Origin of the sequence: Primorskyibacter marinus, assembly GCF_003313245.1 — a bacterium.
Classification (GTDB): domain Bacteria; phylum Pseudomonadota; class Alphaproteobacteria; order Rhodobacterales; family Rhodobacteraceae; genus Primorskyibacter; species Primorskyibacter marinus.
The window spans coordinates 94,290-108,005 of sequence record NZ_QJSD01000002.1; the positions used below are offsets into that span (position 1 = coordinate 94,290).

13 protein-coding genes are annotated in these 13,716 nt (G+C 60.7%); 9 read left to right on the forward strand and 4 right to left on the reverse strand.

Annotated elements, in window-relative coordinates:
• Nucleotides 1-53: 53 nt before the first annotated feature.
• Complete coding sequence (locus DMZ65_RS04410; protein ID WP_116597706.1) at nucleotides 54-872, reverse strand: class I SAM-dependent methyltransferase; 819 nt, start codon at nucleotides 870-872, stop codon at nucleotides 54-56.
• Here DMZ65_RS04410 and DMZ65_RS04415 point away from each other — a divergent pair.
• Genes DMZ65_RS04415 through DMZ65_RS04430 form a run of 4 tightly spaced genes read left to right on the forward strand, consistent with a single transcriptional unit; the run spans nucleotide 871 to nucleotide 3,187 of the window.
• Nucleotides 871-1,620 carry a double zinc ribbon domain-containing protein gene (locus DMZ65_RS04415; RefSeq protein ID WP_116597707.1) on the forward strand — a complete coding sequence of 250 codons (750 nt, stop codon included), beginning with the start codon at nucleotides 871-873 and terminating at the stop codon, nucleotides 1,618-1,620. The two genes, DMZ65_RS04410 and DMZ65_RS04415, sit on opposite strands and share 2 nt — an antisense overlap.
• A 36-nt stretch (nucleotides 1,621-1,656) precedes the next feature.
• Nucleotides 1,657-1,914, forward strand: a complete 258-nt coding sequence (gene grxC / locus DMZ65_RS04420; protein WP_116597708.1) for a glutaredoxin 3 — start codon at nucleotides 1,657-1,659, stop codon at nucleotides 1,912-1,914.
• A complete protein-coding gene (locus DMZ65_RS04425; RefSeq protein WP_116597709.1) occupies nucleotides 1,914-2,744 on the forward strand; it encodes a carbon-nitrogen hydrolase family protein in 831 nt (276 codons plus the stop codon). Before grxC ends, DMZ65_RS04425 begins: the two co-directional genes overlap by 1 nt.
• On the forward strand, nucleotides 2,744-3,187 hold the full coding sequence (locus tag DMZ65_RS04430) for a MarR family winged helix-turn-helix transcriptional regulator (RefSeq protein WP_116597710.1): 444 nt from the start codon (nucleotides 2,744-2,746) through the stop codon (nucleotides 3,185-3,187). The genes DMZ65_RS04425 and DMZ65_RS04430 overlap by 1 nt, the downstream gene beginning before the upstream one ends.
• Nucleotides 3,188-3,298: 111 nt before the next feature.
• On the opposite strand, the gene DMZ65_RS04435 is transcribed toward DMZ65_RS04430, so the two are convergent.
• On the reverse strand, nucleotides 3,299-4,789 hold the full coding sequence (locus DMZ65_RS04435) for an inorganic phosphate transporter (protein ID WP_116597711.1): 1,491 nt from the start codon (nucleotides 4,787-4,789) through the stop codon (nucleotides 3,299-3,301).
• A gap of 138 nt (nucleotides 4,790-4,927) precedes the next feature.
• Nucleotides 4,928-5,683 (reverse strand): bifunctional 2-polyprenyl-6-hydroxyphenol methylase/3-demethylubiquinol 3-O-methyltransferase UbiG, encoded by a 756-nt coding sequence (gene ubiG / locus DMZ65_RS04440; protein WP_116597712.1) that lies wholly within the window; start codon nucleotides 5,681-5,683, stop codon nucleotides 4,928-4,930.
• 48 nt (nucleotides 5,684-5,731) lie between these two features.
• Here ubiG and pip point away from each other — a divergent pair, with 48 nt between their 5' ends.
• The 5 genes from pip to DMZ65_RS04465 all read left to right on the forward strand — a co-directional run bounded on the left by pip (nucleotide 5,732) and on the right by DMZ65_RS04465 (nucleotide 12,245).
• A complete protein-coding gene (gene pip / locus DMZ65_RS04445) occupies nucleotides 5,732-6,703 on the forward strand; it encodes a prolyl aminopeptidase (RefSeq protein ID WP_116597713.1) in 972 nt (323 codons plus the stop codon).
• Between the two features lie 93 nt (nucleotides 6,704-6,796).
• The gene (locus DMZ65_RS04450) at nucleotides 6,797-7,795 is read left to right on the forward strand and encodes an ABC transporter permease (protein WP_116597714.1); all 999 of its coding nucleotides are present in this window, start codon (nucleotides 6,797-6,799) and stop codon (nucleotides 7,793-7,795) included.
• The gene (locus tag DMZ65_RS04455; RefSeq protein WP_116597715.1) at nucleotides 7,792-8,964 is read left to right on the forward strand and encodes an ABC transporter permease; all 1,173 of its coding nucleotides are present in this window, start codon (nucleotides 7,792-7,794) and stop codon (nucleotides 8,962-8,964) included. Before DMZ65_RS04450 ends, DMZ65_RS04455 begins: the two co-directional genes overlap by 4 nt.
• A 4-nt stretch (nucleotides 8,965-8,968) precedes the next feature.
• A complete protein-coding gene (locus tag DMZ65_RS04460) occupies nucleotides 8,969-10,618 on the forward strand; it encodes an ABC transporter ATP-binding protein (RefSeq protein WP_116597716.1) in 1,650 nt (549 codons plus the stop codon).
• 82 nt (nucleotides 10,619-10,700) lie between these two features.
• On the forward strand, nucleotides 10,701-12,245 hold the full coding sequence (locus tag DMZ65_RS04465) for an ABC transporter substrate-binding protein (RefSeq protein WP_116597717.1): 1,545 nt from the start codon (nucleotides 10,701-10,703) through the stop codon (nucleotides 12,243-12,245).
• A 105-nt stretch (nucleotides 12,246-12,350) separates the two neighbouring features.
• Here DMZ65_RS04465 and hslU read toward each other — a convergent pair whose 3' ends face one another.
• Nucleotides 12,351-13,658 (reverse strand): ATP-dependent protease ATPase subunit HslU, encoded by a 1,308-nt coding sequence (gene hslU / locus DMZ65_RS04470; RefSeq protein ID WP_116597718.1) that lies wholly within the window; start codon nucleotides 13,656-13,658, stop codon nucleotides 12,351-12,353.
• Nucleotides 13,659-13,716 lie beyond the last annotated feature (58 nt).

Sequence of the window (13,716 nt, forward strand, 5' to 3'; positions counted from 1 at the left end):
GCGGGCATCCGTTCAGTAAGGTTAGATCCGACATATCGTGAATGACGCATAGGTCAATCTTTCAGCGGGGTTTCGCGCGTGCCAAGCGCGTCGGCAAGACGATGCGCCGCAGATCCGGGGCGCAAAGGTTTGGGCTGGCTGTCATGGGCCGCCCATCCGGTCAGAAAGATCATCTCGAATGTCGCGGGGATGCGCCCGTCGGCAGCGCCCCAGGTCTCGACATAGATCCGCGCGGCTTCTGCGATCACGTCGCGCCGGGTGAAACGGCGTAGGCGCGCGTCCAATGCGTTGCCCTCGCCCATCGCACGCAGGTCCTGCATCAGATGCAGCGGCGTGGCATAGCTGACCGTCAGGGGCAGGCTGTCCGCGACCGGCAGCGCAAACCCCGCCCGCTGTAACAGCGCCCCCAGATCGCGGATTTCGGCCATGGGCGCGACACGCGGCGACAGCCCGCCGGTGACGCTGCTTTCCGCCTGTGCCAGCGCGCTGCGCAACTGGTGCAGCGTCTGCCCGCCAAATGCCACCGACAGGTGCAGCCCGTCGGGGCGCAATGCGTGGCGACACTGGATCAACTGCCCCACCGGATCATTCGCCCAATGCAGGGCAAGCGCGTGGATCACCAGATCATGCGCGCCTTCGTTCAGCGCCAGCACATCGGTATCGGCCACGATCTTCGCACCGGGCAGGACATTTTCCCAGATTTCGGGGAAAGGCGTGACAATGGCGGGGTTGGTAAACTGCCTGTTAACCATCGAGAGACGATCCTCGACCTCGTCCCGCGCCGACTGGTGCAGGAACAGGGCAGGCGCACGGGTCGCACGGGCGCGGTTGCGGGCAAGCGCCGCAAGATCGGTCAGGGGCACAGCAGTCATGGGGCAGAGACATAAGGTGGCTTGGGCAGGTTTGCAAACGGCGCTCCAGTTGATCTATCCGCCGCGCTGCCTGACCTGCGGGGGCATGGTCGAAAGCGATTTCGGCCTTTGCGGACCTTGCTGGCGCGACACGCCTTTCATCGGCGGTCTGGTTTGCGATCTCTGCGGCACGCCTTTGCCGGGCGTGGATGACGGCGTGCCGGTACATTGCGATGATTGCATGACCACCGAACGCCCGTGGCAACAGGGGCGCGCCGCGCTGATCTACCGCGATGCCGGGCGCAGGCTGGTGCTGTCGCTCAAGCATGGGGACCGGCATGATGTGGTCCGCCCTGCCGCAAAGTGGATGGCGCAGGCCGCCAGACCCATGCTGCGCGAGGACTCGCTGATCGCCCCGGTGCCGCTGCATTGGTCGCGCATGGCGCGGCGCCGCTTCAACCAATCTGCCCTGCTGGCCGCCGCTTTGGCGCGTGAAACGGGGCGCAGGACCTGCCCGGACCTGTTGCTGCGGAGCACCCGGACCCGCTCGCTGGACGGGCTGACCCGCGACGCGCGCTTTGCCATGCTGAGCGGCAGCATCCGCGCCCACCCCCAGCGCACCGCCTTGATGGAGGGGCGCTCGGTGCTGCTGGTCGATGACGTGATGACCTCTGGTGCGACCTTGGCGGCGGCGGCAGAGGCCTGCCATGCGTCGCGGGCGCGTGAAGTTTGTGTCATCGCACTGGCGCGCGTTGCAAACCAGCCTTAAATCCCTGACAAACACGCCTGTCAGAAGGGACCAGACATGCAAGACGTTGAAATCTACACCTCGCCGCTTTGCGGCTTTTGTCACGCGGCCAAGCGGTTGCTGACCGAGAAAAATGTCACATTCACCGAGATTGACGTGCTGGCCAATCCAGCCCGCAAGCCGGAAATGATCCAACGCGCCAGTGGCGGACGTACCGTGCCACAGATCTTTGTCGGCGAAACCCATGTCGGCGGCTGTGACGAGCTTTATGCATTGGAGCGCGCCGGCAAGCTGGATCCGCTTTTGGCCGGCTGATGCGCACCGCCCTGCTGCAAATGACCTCGTCGGACGATCCGGTGCAGAACCTCGGCCATGTCCGGGGTCTTCTGCACGAGGCTGCCGCAGCAGGCGCAGGCTTTGCCTTGACGCCCGAGGTTACCAATTGCGTGTCGCTCAGCAGGACGCATCAGGCACAGGTGCTGCGCAATGAGGCACAGGATGCAACCCTCGCGGGCCTGCGCGACACCGCGGCAAAGCTTGGTATCTGGCTGCTGATCGGATCGCTTGCCGTAAAGTCCGACCCGCCGGAGGACCGCTTTGCCAACCGGTCTTTCCTGATTGCACCGGATGGCGAGATCCGCGCGCGTTATGACAAGATCCACATGTTCGACGTGGATGTGTCAGAAACCGAAAGCTACCGCGAATCCTCGGGCTACGCACCCGGAGACCGCGCCGTGGTCGCGCCGACGCCCTTCGGCACGCTTGGCCTCAGCATCTGCTACGACATCCGCTTCCCGCATCTTTACCGGGCATTGGCGCAGGCGGGCGCGCAAATCCTGACGGTGCCCTCGGCCTTTTCGCCTGTCACGGGGGCGGCCCATTGGGAAAGCCTGCTGCGCGCCCGCGCGATCGAGACCGGTGCCTGGGTCCTGGCCCCTGCGCAAACCGGCACGCACCCCGCCAGCACCGGCAAAAGCCGCAGCACCTACGGGCATTCGATGGTCATCTCACCCTGGGGAGAGGTCATCGCAGATGCGGGCACCGAACCGGGGCTGACCCTTGTCGATCTTGACCTGAATGCCGTAAGCAAAGCGCGGGCGCGGATTCCGTCCCTGACCCATACGCGCAGCTTTGAAAGCCCCTGATGTCGGATTCGATCAACGCCACCGCCGCCTTGTTGTTCAGCGAATTGCTGACCGCCGATCAGCTATTGCGCAACCGGTTGAACAAGGTGCTGCCGAACAAGATGGAGATTTCGCATTTCTCGGTGCTGAACCACCTTGCGCGTGCGACGGGCGAACGCAGCCCCGCGCAGCTTGCCCGCGCGTTTCACCTGACACGCGGTGCGATGACAAACACCCTGACCAAGCTGGAGAATGCGGGCTATGTCCATATCCGCCCGGATTGGGAGGATGCCCGCCGCAAGATGGTCGCGATCAGCCCCGCAGGCCTTGCCGCGCGCAACGCCGCCGTTGCAGCCATCACCCCGATGATCGCCGACCTTGTCGTCGATCTCGGCGATACCCGCGTCAAATCCGTCCTGCCGGTCCTGCGCGAACTGCGGCTGAAGCTGGAAACCGATCCTTAGCACGGGCCAGGGGCAGCAGTCCGACGCAACGCAGCTATCCCGCCACGCGACACATATCTGCTGACCCGGCCTATCGATAAAACAGGCACGGCTTGCCAGATTCGGATCGCGTCAGGACGCCCCCATGACCACCGTGATCAGGAACAGGATCGTTCCCGACAATATGGCAGCGGCCGGAACGGTGATGACCCAGGCCGCAATGATCGTCATGAAATGGGACCGGCGCACCAGCTTTCGCCGCCGCCGTTCAGCGGCGGGGTATGTGGGGCGGTCGGGCATGGTCAGGCGCGCCTTCTTGATGCGCCTTTCCGTATCCCATTCCCTGAAAAACCCAACGCCGAACACGCCGCCCACCGCGATATGGGTGGAACTGACCGGAATCCCCAGCCAGCTTGCCAGAATGACCGTGATGGCCGCGGACAGGGCAACGCAATAGGCCCGCATCGGGTTCAGCTTGGTGATCTGGCTTCCGACCATCCGGATCAGCTTTGGTCCGAACAGAAGCAGCCCGAAGGAAATGCCGAACGCCCCCAGCACCATGACCCAGAACGGAATGCTGACAGCATCGGTGAAGTTGCCCGATTGCGAGGCCTGCACGATCGCCGCAAGCGGTCCAACCGCGTTTGCGACATCATTCGCACCATGCGCAAAACTCAGCAGCGCGGCGGACACGACCAGCGGGATGCCGAACAGGGTCTTGAGCGATTTGTTGCGGTTCTCCAGCCCTTCGGATTTTCGCCGGATCACCGGGATCATCACGATCCAGGACAGGACACCCGCCACCGCACCGATCAGCAAGGTGGTTGTCAGATCGAACTGGATAACCTTCTTGAAGCCTTTCAGTGCCAGATAGGCAGAAAAGGCACCGGCCATGATGCCCACAAGAACCGGCACCCATTTGCGCGCGGCCGCGATCTTGTCGTCCCGGTAGATGATCCTGGATTTGATGAACCACAGGAACAGCGCCGCAATCGCACCGCCAAGAATCGGGGAAATCACCCAACTGGCGGCGATCTTGCTCATGGTGATCCAGTTCACGGCACCGAACCCTGCGGCGACGATGCCTGCGCCCATGACGCCGCCCACAACCGAATGCGTTGTCGATACCGGTGCCCCGACCCATGTCGCCAGATTGACCCAAAGTGCAGCGGACAAAAGCGCGGCCATCATTGCCCAGATGAACATTTCCGCCGTGGCCATGCTTTCCGGCGCGATGATCCCCTTGGCAATGGTCGAGACGACATCGCCCCCCGCAAGCAACGCACCCGCGCTTTCAAAGATGACAGCGATGGCAATCGCGCCGCCCATGCTCAGCGCGTTGGCCCCGACCGCCGGACCCATATTGTTGGCAACATCATTCGCGCCGATATTCAGCGCCATATAGGCACCAAGACAGGCGGCCACGATCACGATCAGCGAATTGTTGGTCTGTCCGAAGAAAAGTGCTGCGGTCAGGCCCGCCATAACGACAAAGACCAGCGAAATTGCGGGTCCGACCATCGGGCGCCCGACATAGCTTGTTGCGATCTCCAGACTGGAGAACCGCGCCAGATCGCGATCCAGAGTCTCAAGGTGGCGGGGATCGCCGTGCTCTTGTGTCATGTTATTCCCTCGGGACATTTGCCCCTCTCTAGACTCCAACTGCGGGAAAGATCAATCGGCGCATTGTCAGGATTGCGGGGTCGCCCCGACGGCAGAGGGCTTATGTACCGATCATCGGCACAAAAAGCACAAAAGGCCTCAAACGGACGGCCCCGGTTTCAGGCTGGCGGTGACGTAGTTCACGCTCAGGTCGCGGTCGGACAGGCGCCATTGCCAGGTGATCGGGTTGAAGACGAACCCCTTGCGATCCACCGGATCAAGCCCCGCCTTGCGCAACAGCTCGAACAGCTCTTCCGGTGTGATGAACTTGGCCCATTCATGCGTCCCCTTCGGCAGCCAGCGCATCACATATTCCGCGCCGACAATCGCCATGGCAAAGCTTTTGGGGTTGCGGTTGATCGTCGAACAGATGTGTAACCCGTTGGGTTTCAACAAGTCTTTGCAGGCCGTGAGATAGGCAAGCGGGTCGGCCACATGCTCGACCACTTCCATGTTCAGCACCACGTCGAACTGTTCTTCGGCTGCTGCCATCGCCTCGGCCGTGGTGTGGCGATAATCGATCTCCAGTCCCGATTGCTGCGCGTGAACCTGCGCGACGGGGATGTTACCTTCTGCCGCATCCGCACCGACCACCGTTGCGCCCAGCCGTGCCATCGGTTCGCATAAAAGCCCGCCACCACAGCCGATGTCCAGAATGCGCAGGCCTTCAAACGGCCTCAAGTCATTGAGATCGCGATCAAATTCTCCCGCGATCTGGTTGGTGATGTAATCCAGCCTGCACGGATTAAGCATGTGCAGCGGTTTGAATTTGCCGTTCGGATCCCACCATTCGGCGGCCATCGCTTCGAATTTGGCAATTTCCGACGGGTCGACCGTGGTCTGAGTTGCCTGCATCGCGAAGTTCCTGTGTTTTTTGTCAGCTTGTCCATATATAGATCGGTCATGGACAAATTCTCGGGCCAAAAGCGCGCAGTGCAGCATCTTTATCCACCCCTCGATCCGTTCGACCAACGCATGATGGAGGTCGGAGGCGGACACACGATCTATGTCGAGCAATGCGGCAATCCGGACGGGATTCCGGTGATCGTGCTGCATGGCGGTCCCGGCGGCGGGTGCAGCCCGACGATGCGGCGTTATTTCGACCCCAGGGTCTATCGTGTGGTGCTTTTCGATCAGCGCGGATGTGGTCGGTCGCGGCCTCATGCCAGCGTCATCAACAACACGACATGGGATCTGGTCGCCGATATTGAACAGATCCGCGAGGATTTGGGGGTCGAGAAATTCATCGTCTTCGGCGGCAGCTGGGGCGCGACGCTGGCGCTGATCTATGCCGAAACGCATCCCCGGCATGTCAGCAATCTGGTGCTGCGCGGCGTCTTCATGATGACGCAGGCGGAACTGGACTGGTTCTATGGTGGCGGTGCGGGATTGTTCTGGCCCGAACCCTGGGCGCGCTTCTCTGACCTGATCCCGGAAGAAGAACGGCACGACATGATCGGCGCCTATCACAAGCGATTGTTTTCGAATGATCTGCGGATCGAGACGCAATATGCAAAGGCTTGGTCTGCATGGGAAAATGCGTTGGCTTCGGTCTATTCCAGCGGATCGGGTGGCGATGCGCCGGGGGAATATGCGCGGGCCTTTGCGCGGTTGGAAAACCACTATTTCACCAATGCGGGCTTTCTGGATTTTGACGGTCAGATCCTCGCCCATGTTGACCGGATCGCGCATATTCCCGGCGTGATCGTGCAGGGCCGCTACGATATGATCTGCCCGCCGGAACGTGCCTGGCAACTGGCGAATGCGTGGCCAAATGCGGAACTGCGCATGATCCGCAACGCTGGTCACGCGTTGTCCGAACCCGGCATCAGCGCAGAGCTGGTCAAAATCATGGATCAACTCACCGGCCGCTAAAGCCGGACGCAACGTTCCTCGGCGCAGGGGTTTACTTAGATCCGTCAGCGGGTACGCTTAGCGCCGCCAGCAGAAACAACTGAAAGAGGTCAGGTGTCATCAGTCTTTCGCATCATCTTGCAGCGCATTGCGCTGGGTGTGCTGACCCTGTTCATCGTATCAATTGTTATCTTCACGGCGGTAAACATGCTGCCCGGCGATTTTGCGCAGGCGATCCTGGGGCAGGCCGCCACACCAGAGGCGATCGCCGCGATCCGGCAGGACCTTGGATTGGATCAACCTCCGGTAAGCCGCTATATCACCTGGCTTGCTGGCGCGGTGCAGGGGGATCTGGGGTCGTCCTTCGCGCAGGCAAACTTTGCCAGCTTCGTCGGCGAAAGCACCGGTGGCGGCGAAGTCACGGTTGCCACGCAGATCGCGCCACGATTTGCCAACACGATGTTTCTTGCCGGCGTCACGGCCTGCATTGCGGTGCCGTTTTCGATCTTTCTGGGCGTTCTGGCGGCGCTTTATCGCAATTCGGCTTTCGACAAGGCGGCGAATGTCTTCACGCTCAGTTCAATTTCCAGCCCCGAGTTTTTTCTGGCCTATGTGCTGATCCTGTTCCTTGCTGTGCTCAACCCGGTGCTGCCGTCCCTGTCAAATATCTATGAGGGCATGGGCTTTGGTGAACGTCTGCAAAAGACGCTGTTGCCCGCGTTGACGCTGACGCTGGTGGTCACGGCGCATATGATGCGCATGACGCGCGCGGCCATCATCAACCTGCTCGCCTCGCCCTATATCGAGATGGCGCGGCTGAAGGGCATCTCGCCCCTGCGGGTGATCGTCAGGCACGCTTTGCCCAATGCGCTGGCGCCGATCATCAACGTCGTCGCGCTGAACCTTGCCTATCTCATCACTGGCGTGGTCGTGGTGGAGGTGGTCTTTGTCTATCCCGGCATTGGGCAGTTGTTCGTGGACGGGGTCAAGAACCGCGACATCCCGCTTGTGCAGGCCTGCTGCCTGATTTTCGCGGCGGCCTATATCCTGCTGAACCTGACGGCGGATATCATGTCGCTCCTGTCCAATCCGCGCCTGAGGCACCCCAAATGAGCGTGATACCTTGGATCCTGCTGGTGGTGCTGGCGCTTGGATTTGCCGGGTGGGTATTCCGTCTGGCCGGGCAGCGGGTCACGCACAACAAGCCCGATTTCCGCGACATGCCGTTCGGCGTCGCTTTTGGCTATGCTCTGGCGGCAGGGGCGTTGCTTGGCGGGATTTGGCTGTGGTTTCAGCCCGGCGCGGCGTTCTTTCGCTGGGCGATCCAGGGTGTCGTGGCCCTCGCAATCGTCGCTTGGCTTTTCCGCCTGCTGGGCCGCGCGGTGGGGACGTTCGGCACACGCAAGCTGTTTCGCGAGATGCCTTTGACCGCCAGTTTCGGTATCCTCGTCATCCTGATCTATGCGGTCCTTGCGATTTTTGCCGGGGCCATCGCGCCGCATGGGCAGGAAGAGGTCTTCGCCCGCGTCAATATCCTGCCCGGTGGCAACCCTGAAACCGGGGGCGATCCGGCCTTTCCGCTTGGCACCGATCAGATCGGACGCGACCTGCTGTCCCGCCTGATTTACGGCGCGCAGAATACCGTGGGCATTGCGTTCGTCACGACCTGCCTTGCGTTCCTGCTTGGCGGGACGCTGGGGTTTTTGGCGGCGACTTTGCAAGGTTGGCTGGATCAGGTGCTCAGCCGCGCGGTGGATGTGCTGATGGCGATCCCATCGCTGATCTTTGCGTTGCTTCTGATGACCATTGCCAGCGCATGGGCGGGGTCCGAGAAATGGCTGCTGACCGTCTATATGATCGTCATCATTGCGGTGATCGATTCCACCCGCGTGTTCCGTCTGGCGCGCGCTGTCGGGCTGAACATCGTGGTGATGGATTACATCGAAGCGGCGAAACTGCGCGGCGAGGGGCTGGGATACCTGATCTTCAAGGAGATCCTGCCAAACGCCTACGCGCCCTTGCTGGCAGAGTTCGGGCTGCGGTTCTGTTTCGTCTTCCTGACCATTGCCTCGCTCAGCTTTCTGGGCGTCGGGATCCAGCCGCCGCTTGCAGATTGGGGCACAATGGTGCGGGATCTGTCGCAGTTCATCAATTTCGCCGCATTTTCGCCGCTGACTGCCGCGCTGCCGCTTCTGGCCGCGGGTGCGATTGCGCTGCTGACGGTCGCGGTGAACTTCGTGGTGGACTGGATGCTGCACCGGACCTCGGGGCTGAAGGATTGAACCGATGACAGACCTTCTGTTGAAAATTCGCGGCTTGAAGATCGAAGGCCGGGCGGACGAGATGTGGCAGCCGATCATCAACGGCGTGGATCTGGACCTGCACAAGGGCGAGGTTCTGGGCCTGATCGGTGAAAGCGGCGCGGGCAAATCCACCATCGGACTGGCCGGGATGGGCTTTACCCGCGACGGCGTGCGCATTTCCAGTGGTTCGGTTGAATTTGACGGCATTGATCTGGTCAAGGCGTCCGCCGAGACCAAGCGCAAGCTGCGGGGCACCCGCATCGCCTATGTCGCGCAATCGGCGGCTGCCAGCTTTAACCCCGCGCATAAGCTGATCGACCAACATACAGAGGCTCCGGTTCAGCATGGCGTCATGTCGCGCGGCGAAGGCGCTGCCGACGCGGTGGATCTGTATCGTCGCTTGCGTCTGCCCAACCCCGAGGAAATCGGCTTTCGCTACCCGCATCAGGTGTCCGGCGGACAGTTGCAGCGCGCGATGACGGCGATGGCGATGTCCTGCCGCCCGGATCTGATCATCTTTGACGAGCCGACGACAGCGCTGGATGTCACAACCCAGATCGAGGTTCTGGCTGCGATCCGAGATATCGTCGAGCAATTCGATACTGCCGCGATCTACATCACCCATGATCTGGCGGTGGTGGCGCAGATGGCCGACCGCATCAAGGTGCTGTTGCAGGGGGACGAGGTCGAAGAGGCCGAAACCCGCGAGATGCTGTCCCACCCGAAAGAGGACTACACCAAAAGCCTTTGGGCAGTGCGCGAATTCAAGCGCCCGCAAAAGCCTGCGGTGGATTCCGGCGCTGTGCCGGTTGTCTCTGTCCGCAAGGTGACCGCCGCTTACGGGCCAGTAAAGGTGCTGCGGAACGTCAGTTTCGACATCCATGAGGGGCGCACCGTGGCAGTTGTGGGCGAAAGCGGCTCTGGCAAATCCACTGCGGCGCGCTGCATCACCGGGTTGCTGCCGCCGCTGGCTGGGTCGATCATGGTCGACGGGGTCGAGATGCCCGCCGATTACCGTAAACGCAGCAAGGATCAGTTGCGTCAGGTGCAGATGATCTACCAGATGGCGGACACCGCGCTGAACCCGCGCAAGACCATCGGCGAGATCATCGGCCGGCCCGTGCAATTCTACATGGGTCTGCGCGGGCGTGATCGGCGCCGCCGCGTCGAACAGTTGCTGGATGAGATTGAACTGCCCGCCGATCAGTATTTCGACCGCCTGCCGTCAGAACTGTCTGGCGGTCAAAAGCAACGCATCGGCATTGCTCGTGCGCTTGCCGCCGAACCGCGGTTCATCATTTGTGACGAGGTCACGAGCGCGCTGGATCAATTGGTTGCCGAAGGCATCCTTAAACTGCTGGCGCGCCTTCAGGACGAATTGAAACTCAGCTATATGTTCATAACCCATGATCTTGCGACGGTGCGATCCATCGCCGACGAGGTGGTTGTGATGAAAGAGGGGCAGGTGATCGAACAGGGGCCAAAGGACGAGATGTTCCGCCCGCCGCATCACGCCTATACCGATCTGCTGCTCAGTTCCGTGCCGGAAATGGACCCGGATTGGCTGACAAACCTTCTTGCGGAACGTGGAGTTGATAACGTTGGCGACGCCGCAGTTGATAAGATGGGATGAGAATCACCAACGCCTCGGGGAGGGGTGAGGTGCAGGATTTGCGGAAGTTCCGCAAAAAACAAAAGTACAGGGAGACGACAAAATGGTACAGATTAGCAGACGAAGCCTGCTGAAAACCGGTGCAGCCGCCAGCGTTCTTGCAGCGACGGGCCTGCCTTTGCGCGCCGAGGCCAAGCGCGGCGGAACGCTGCGTCTGGGACTTGCGGGTGCCAACACATCTGACACCTGGGACGGCCGGACGCATTCAGATACCTACATGATCATGTGTGCCTTCGGTGCCGTGTTTGATTGCATGACCGAAGTGTCGGCCAGCGGTGAATTGATCGGCGAACTGGCCGAAAGCTGGGAAGCGTCGGCAGATGCAAAGACCTGGACGTTCAAGCTGCGTCAGGGCGTGACCTTCCACAACGGCAAGGCCTTTGGCGCAGATGACGTGATTGAATCGCTGAACATGCACACGGCAGAAGGGTCTAAATCAGCGGCCAAGCCGATTGTAGCGGCGATTTCGGAAATCAAGAAGGTCAGCGATCACGAGGTTGTCTTCACGCTTGAATCGGGCAATGCCGACTTCCCGTTCCTCTTGGCGGATTACCACCTGCTGATGTACCCGGCGGGCCAGATCGACGAAGCCATTGCCAAAGGCATCGGGACCGGCATGTATAAGGTCGAAGCGTTCGATCCGGGCGTGCGGACATTGCTGAGCCGCGTTGACAGCCATTACAAGGACGGCAAGGCGGGATGGTTCGACCAGATCGAAGTTATTGCGATCAATGATGCGTCGGCCCGAATGAACGCGCTGATGACGGGCCAGGTCGATGCCGTCAACCGTGTCGATTACAAGACCGAAGCGCTGCTGAAGGCAAATCCCAACGTCAACATCTTCGAGGTGACAGGCAACCGGCACTTCACCTTCCCGATGCTGACGGCGCTGGATCCGTTCAGCAATCTCAAGGTGCGGCAGGCGCTGAAACACGCGATCAACCGCGAAGAGATGGTCCAGAAAATCCTGTTGGGTCACGGGTCTGTTGCGAATGACCACCCGATCGGTCCCGCAAATCAGTATTATGCAGCCGATCTGCCGCAGAACAGCTATGATCCGGACAAGGCAAAGGCGCTGTTGAAAGAGGCGGGGCTTGAGGGGCTGAGCGTTGACTTGTCGGCCTCCAGCGCGGCATTTGCCGGTGCGGTTGACGCTGCACAGCTTTATCAGGCATCGGCCAAGGCCGCGGGCGTAAACATCAACGTGGTACAGGAGCCTGCGGATGGCTACTGGTCCAATGTCTGGCTGAAAAAACCGTGGTGCGCGTCCTATTGGTCGGGTCGTGCGACCGAGGACTGGATGTTCTCATCGGCTTACGCGTCCGGCGCGCCGTGGAACGACACTGGCTGGGAAAATGCCCGTTTTCAGGAATTGCTTCTGACCGCACGGGCAGAGTTGGACAGCAGCAAGCGTCGCGACATGTATACCGAGATGCAGATGCTGTGTTCGACGAATGGCGGCTCTGTCATTCCGATGTATGCCAACTATGTTGACGCACATTCCACCAAGTTGACGAATTCGGGAACGATCGGCAATTCCTTCCAGATGGACGGCAGCCGCTTTATCGAACGGTGGTGGTTCGCGTAATCTTCGTCATATCCAAACGACAAAAGCCCCGCAATTTGCGGGGCTTTTTATTGGCGAGAGCGCGGAAATGGTCGCGCCCACAGGTCGGTCAGGATTTCCCGAGCGTCACAGGACGTAGCGGCTGAGGTCGGTGGATTTTGTCAACTCACCCAGATGCTTGTCTACAAACTCCGCGTCAACGGTGACATCACTTCCGGATTGATCGGGGGCGTCAAAGCTGAGATCTTCGAAAACGCGTTCCATCACCGTGTACAGACGCCGCGCGCCGATATTTTCAACCGATTGGTTCACGTCGGCGGCAATCTTGGCCAAGGCCGCGATGCCGTCCTCGGTAAAGGTCACTTTGACCTCTTCGGTGGCCATCAGGGCGGTGTATTGCAGGGTCAGCGCATTGTCCGTCTCGGTGAGGATCCGCACGAAATCCGCCTCTGTCAGCGCGCGCAGGTTCACGCGGATCGGCAAGCGGCCCTGAAGTTCCGGCAACAGGTCCGAGGGTTTGGCAATGTGAAACGCGCCGCTCGCGATAAACAGGATATGGTCGGTCTTCACCGGGCCATGTTTGGTGCTGACGGTCGTACCCTCAATTAGCGGCAACAGATCGCGCTGCACGCCTTCGCGGCTGACATCGCCGCCGCGCGCATCGCTGCGGGCACAAACCTTGTCAATCTCGTCAAGGAACACGATGCCGTTCTGCTCTACCGCCTCGATCGCAGCGGTTTTTACGGTTTCGTCGTCCAAAAGCTTGTCCGCCTCTTCCGAGATCAGCGCCTCGTAGCTTTCGGCCACGGTCATGCGCTTGCGGGTCGTGCGGCCCTGAAATGCCTTTCCGAACAGATCGCCCAGATTCATCATGCCCATATTCGCACCCGGCTGTCCGGGAATGTCGAATGTCGGCATCGGGTTGGAGGTGTCGGCCAGGTCCAGTTCAATCTCCGTGCTGTCCAACTCTCCGGCCTTCAACTTCTTGCGGAACATCTCGCGCGTGCCTGCGCGGGCATCCTCGCCGGCGATGGCGGTGATGACGCGTTCCTCTGCGGCATGGTGCGCTGCGGATTTCACGTCCTCACGCATGTATTCGCGGGTCATGACGATGGCGGCATCGACAAGGTCACGCACGATCTGTTCCACATCGCGACCGACATAGCCGACTTCGGTGAATTTCGTGGCTTCCACCTTGATGAAGGGTGCGCGGGCAAGCTTGGCCAGACGGCGGCTGATCTCGGTCTTGCCGACACCTGTCGGGCCGATCATCAGAATGTTCTTGGGGTAAACCTCGTCGCGCAGATCATCTGCCAGTTGCTTGCGGCGCCAGCGGTTGCGCAGGGCAACGGCGACAGCACGTTTGGCATCTTTCTGGCCGATAATGAACCGGTCAAGCTCTGATACGATCTCGCGGGGGGTCAGGTCAGTCATAGCGGGTCCTTATGCAACGGTCACGTCGGGCGCACATCTTGAGGAAAAAGTTGGCAAG

Bases quoted from the DNA above. Each gene is read 5' to 3' on its own strand.
- DMZ65_RS04415 (WP_116597707.1), top strand. From the start codon at position 871: ATGGGGCAGAGACATAAGGTGGCTTGGGCAGGTTTGCAAACGGCGCTC.
- DMZ65_RS04455 (WP_116597715.1), top strand. From the start codon at position 7,792: ATGAGCGTGATACCTTGGATCCTGCTGGTGGTGCTGGCGCTTGGATTT.
- DMZ65_RS04435 (WP_116597711.1), bottom strand. From the start codon at position 4,789: ATGACACAAGAGCACGGCGATCCCCGCCACCTTGAGACTCTGGATCGC.
- DMZ65_RS04430 (WP_116597710.1), top strand. From the start codon at position 2,744: ATGTCGGATTCGATCAACGCCACCGCCGCCTTGTTGTTCAGCGAATTG.
- DMZ65_RS04410 (WP_116597706.1), bottom strand. From the start codon at position 872: ATGACTGCTGTGCCCCTGACCGATCTTGCGGCGCTTGCCCGCAACCGC.
- DMZ65_RS04425 (WP_116597709.1), top strand. From the start codon at position 1,914: ATGCGCACCGCCCTGCTGCAAATGACCTCGTCGGACGATCCGGTGCAG.
- grxC (WP_116597708.1), top strand. From the start codon at position 1,657: ATGCAAGACGTTGAAATCTACACCTCGCCGCTTTGCGGCTTTTGTCAC.
- hslU (WP_116597718.1), bottom strand. From the start codon at position 13,658: ATGACTGACCTGACCCCCCGCGAGATCGTATCAGAGCTTGACCGGTTC.
- DMZ65_RS04460 (WP_116597716.1), top strand. From the start codon at position 8,969: ATGACAGACCTTCTGTTGAAAATTCGCGGCTTGAAGATCGAAGGCCGG.
- DMZ65_RS04465 (WP_116597717.1), top strand. From the start codon at position 10,701: ATGGTACAGATTAGCAGACGAAGCCTGCTGAAAACCGGTGCAGCCGCC.
- pip (WP_116597713.1), top strand. From the start codon at position 5,732: ATGGACAAATTCTCGGGCCAAAAGCGCGCAGTGCAGCATCTTTATCCA.
- ubiG (WP_116597712.1), bottom strand. From the start codon at position 5,683: ATGCAGGCAACTCAGACCACGGTCGACCCGTCGGAAATTGCCAAATTC.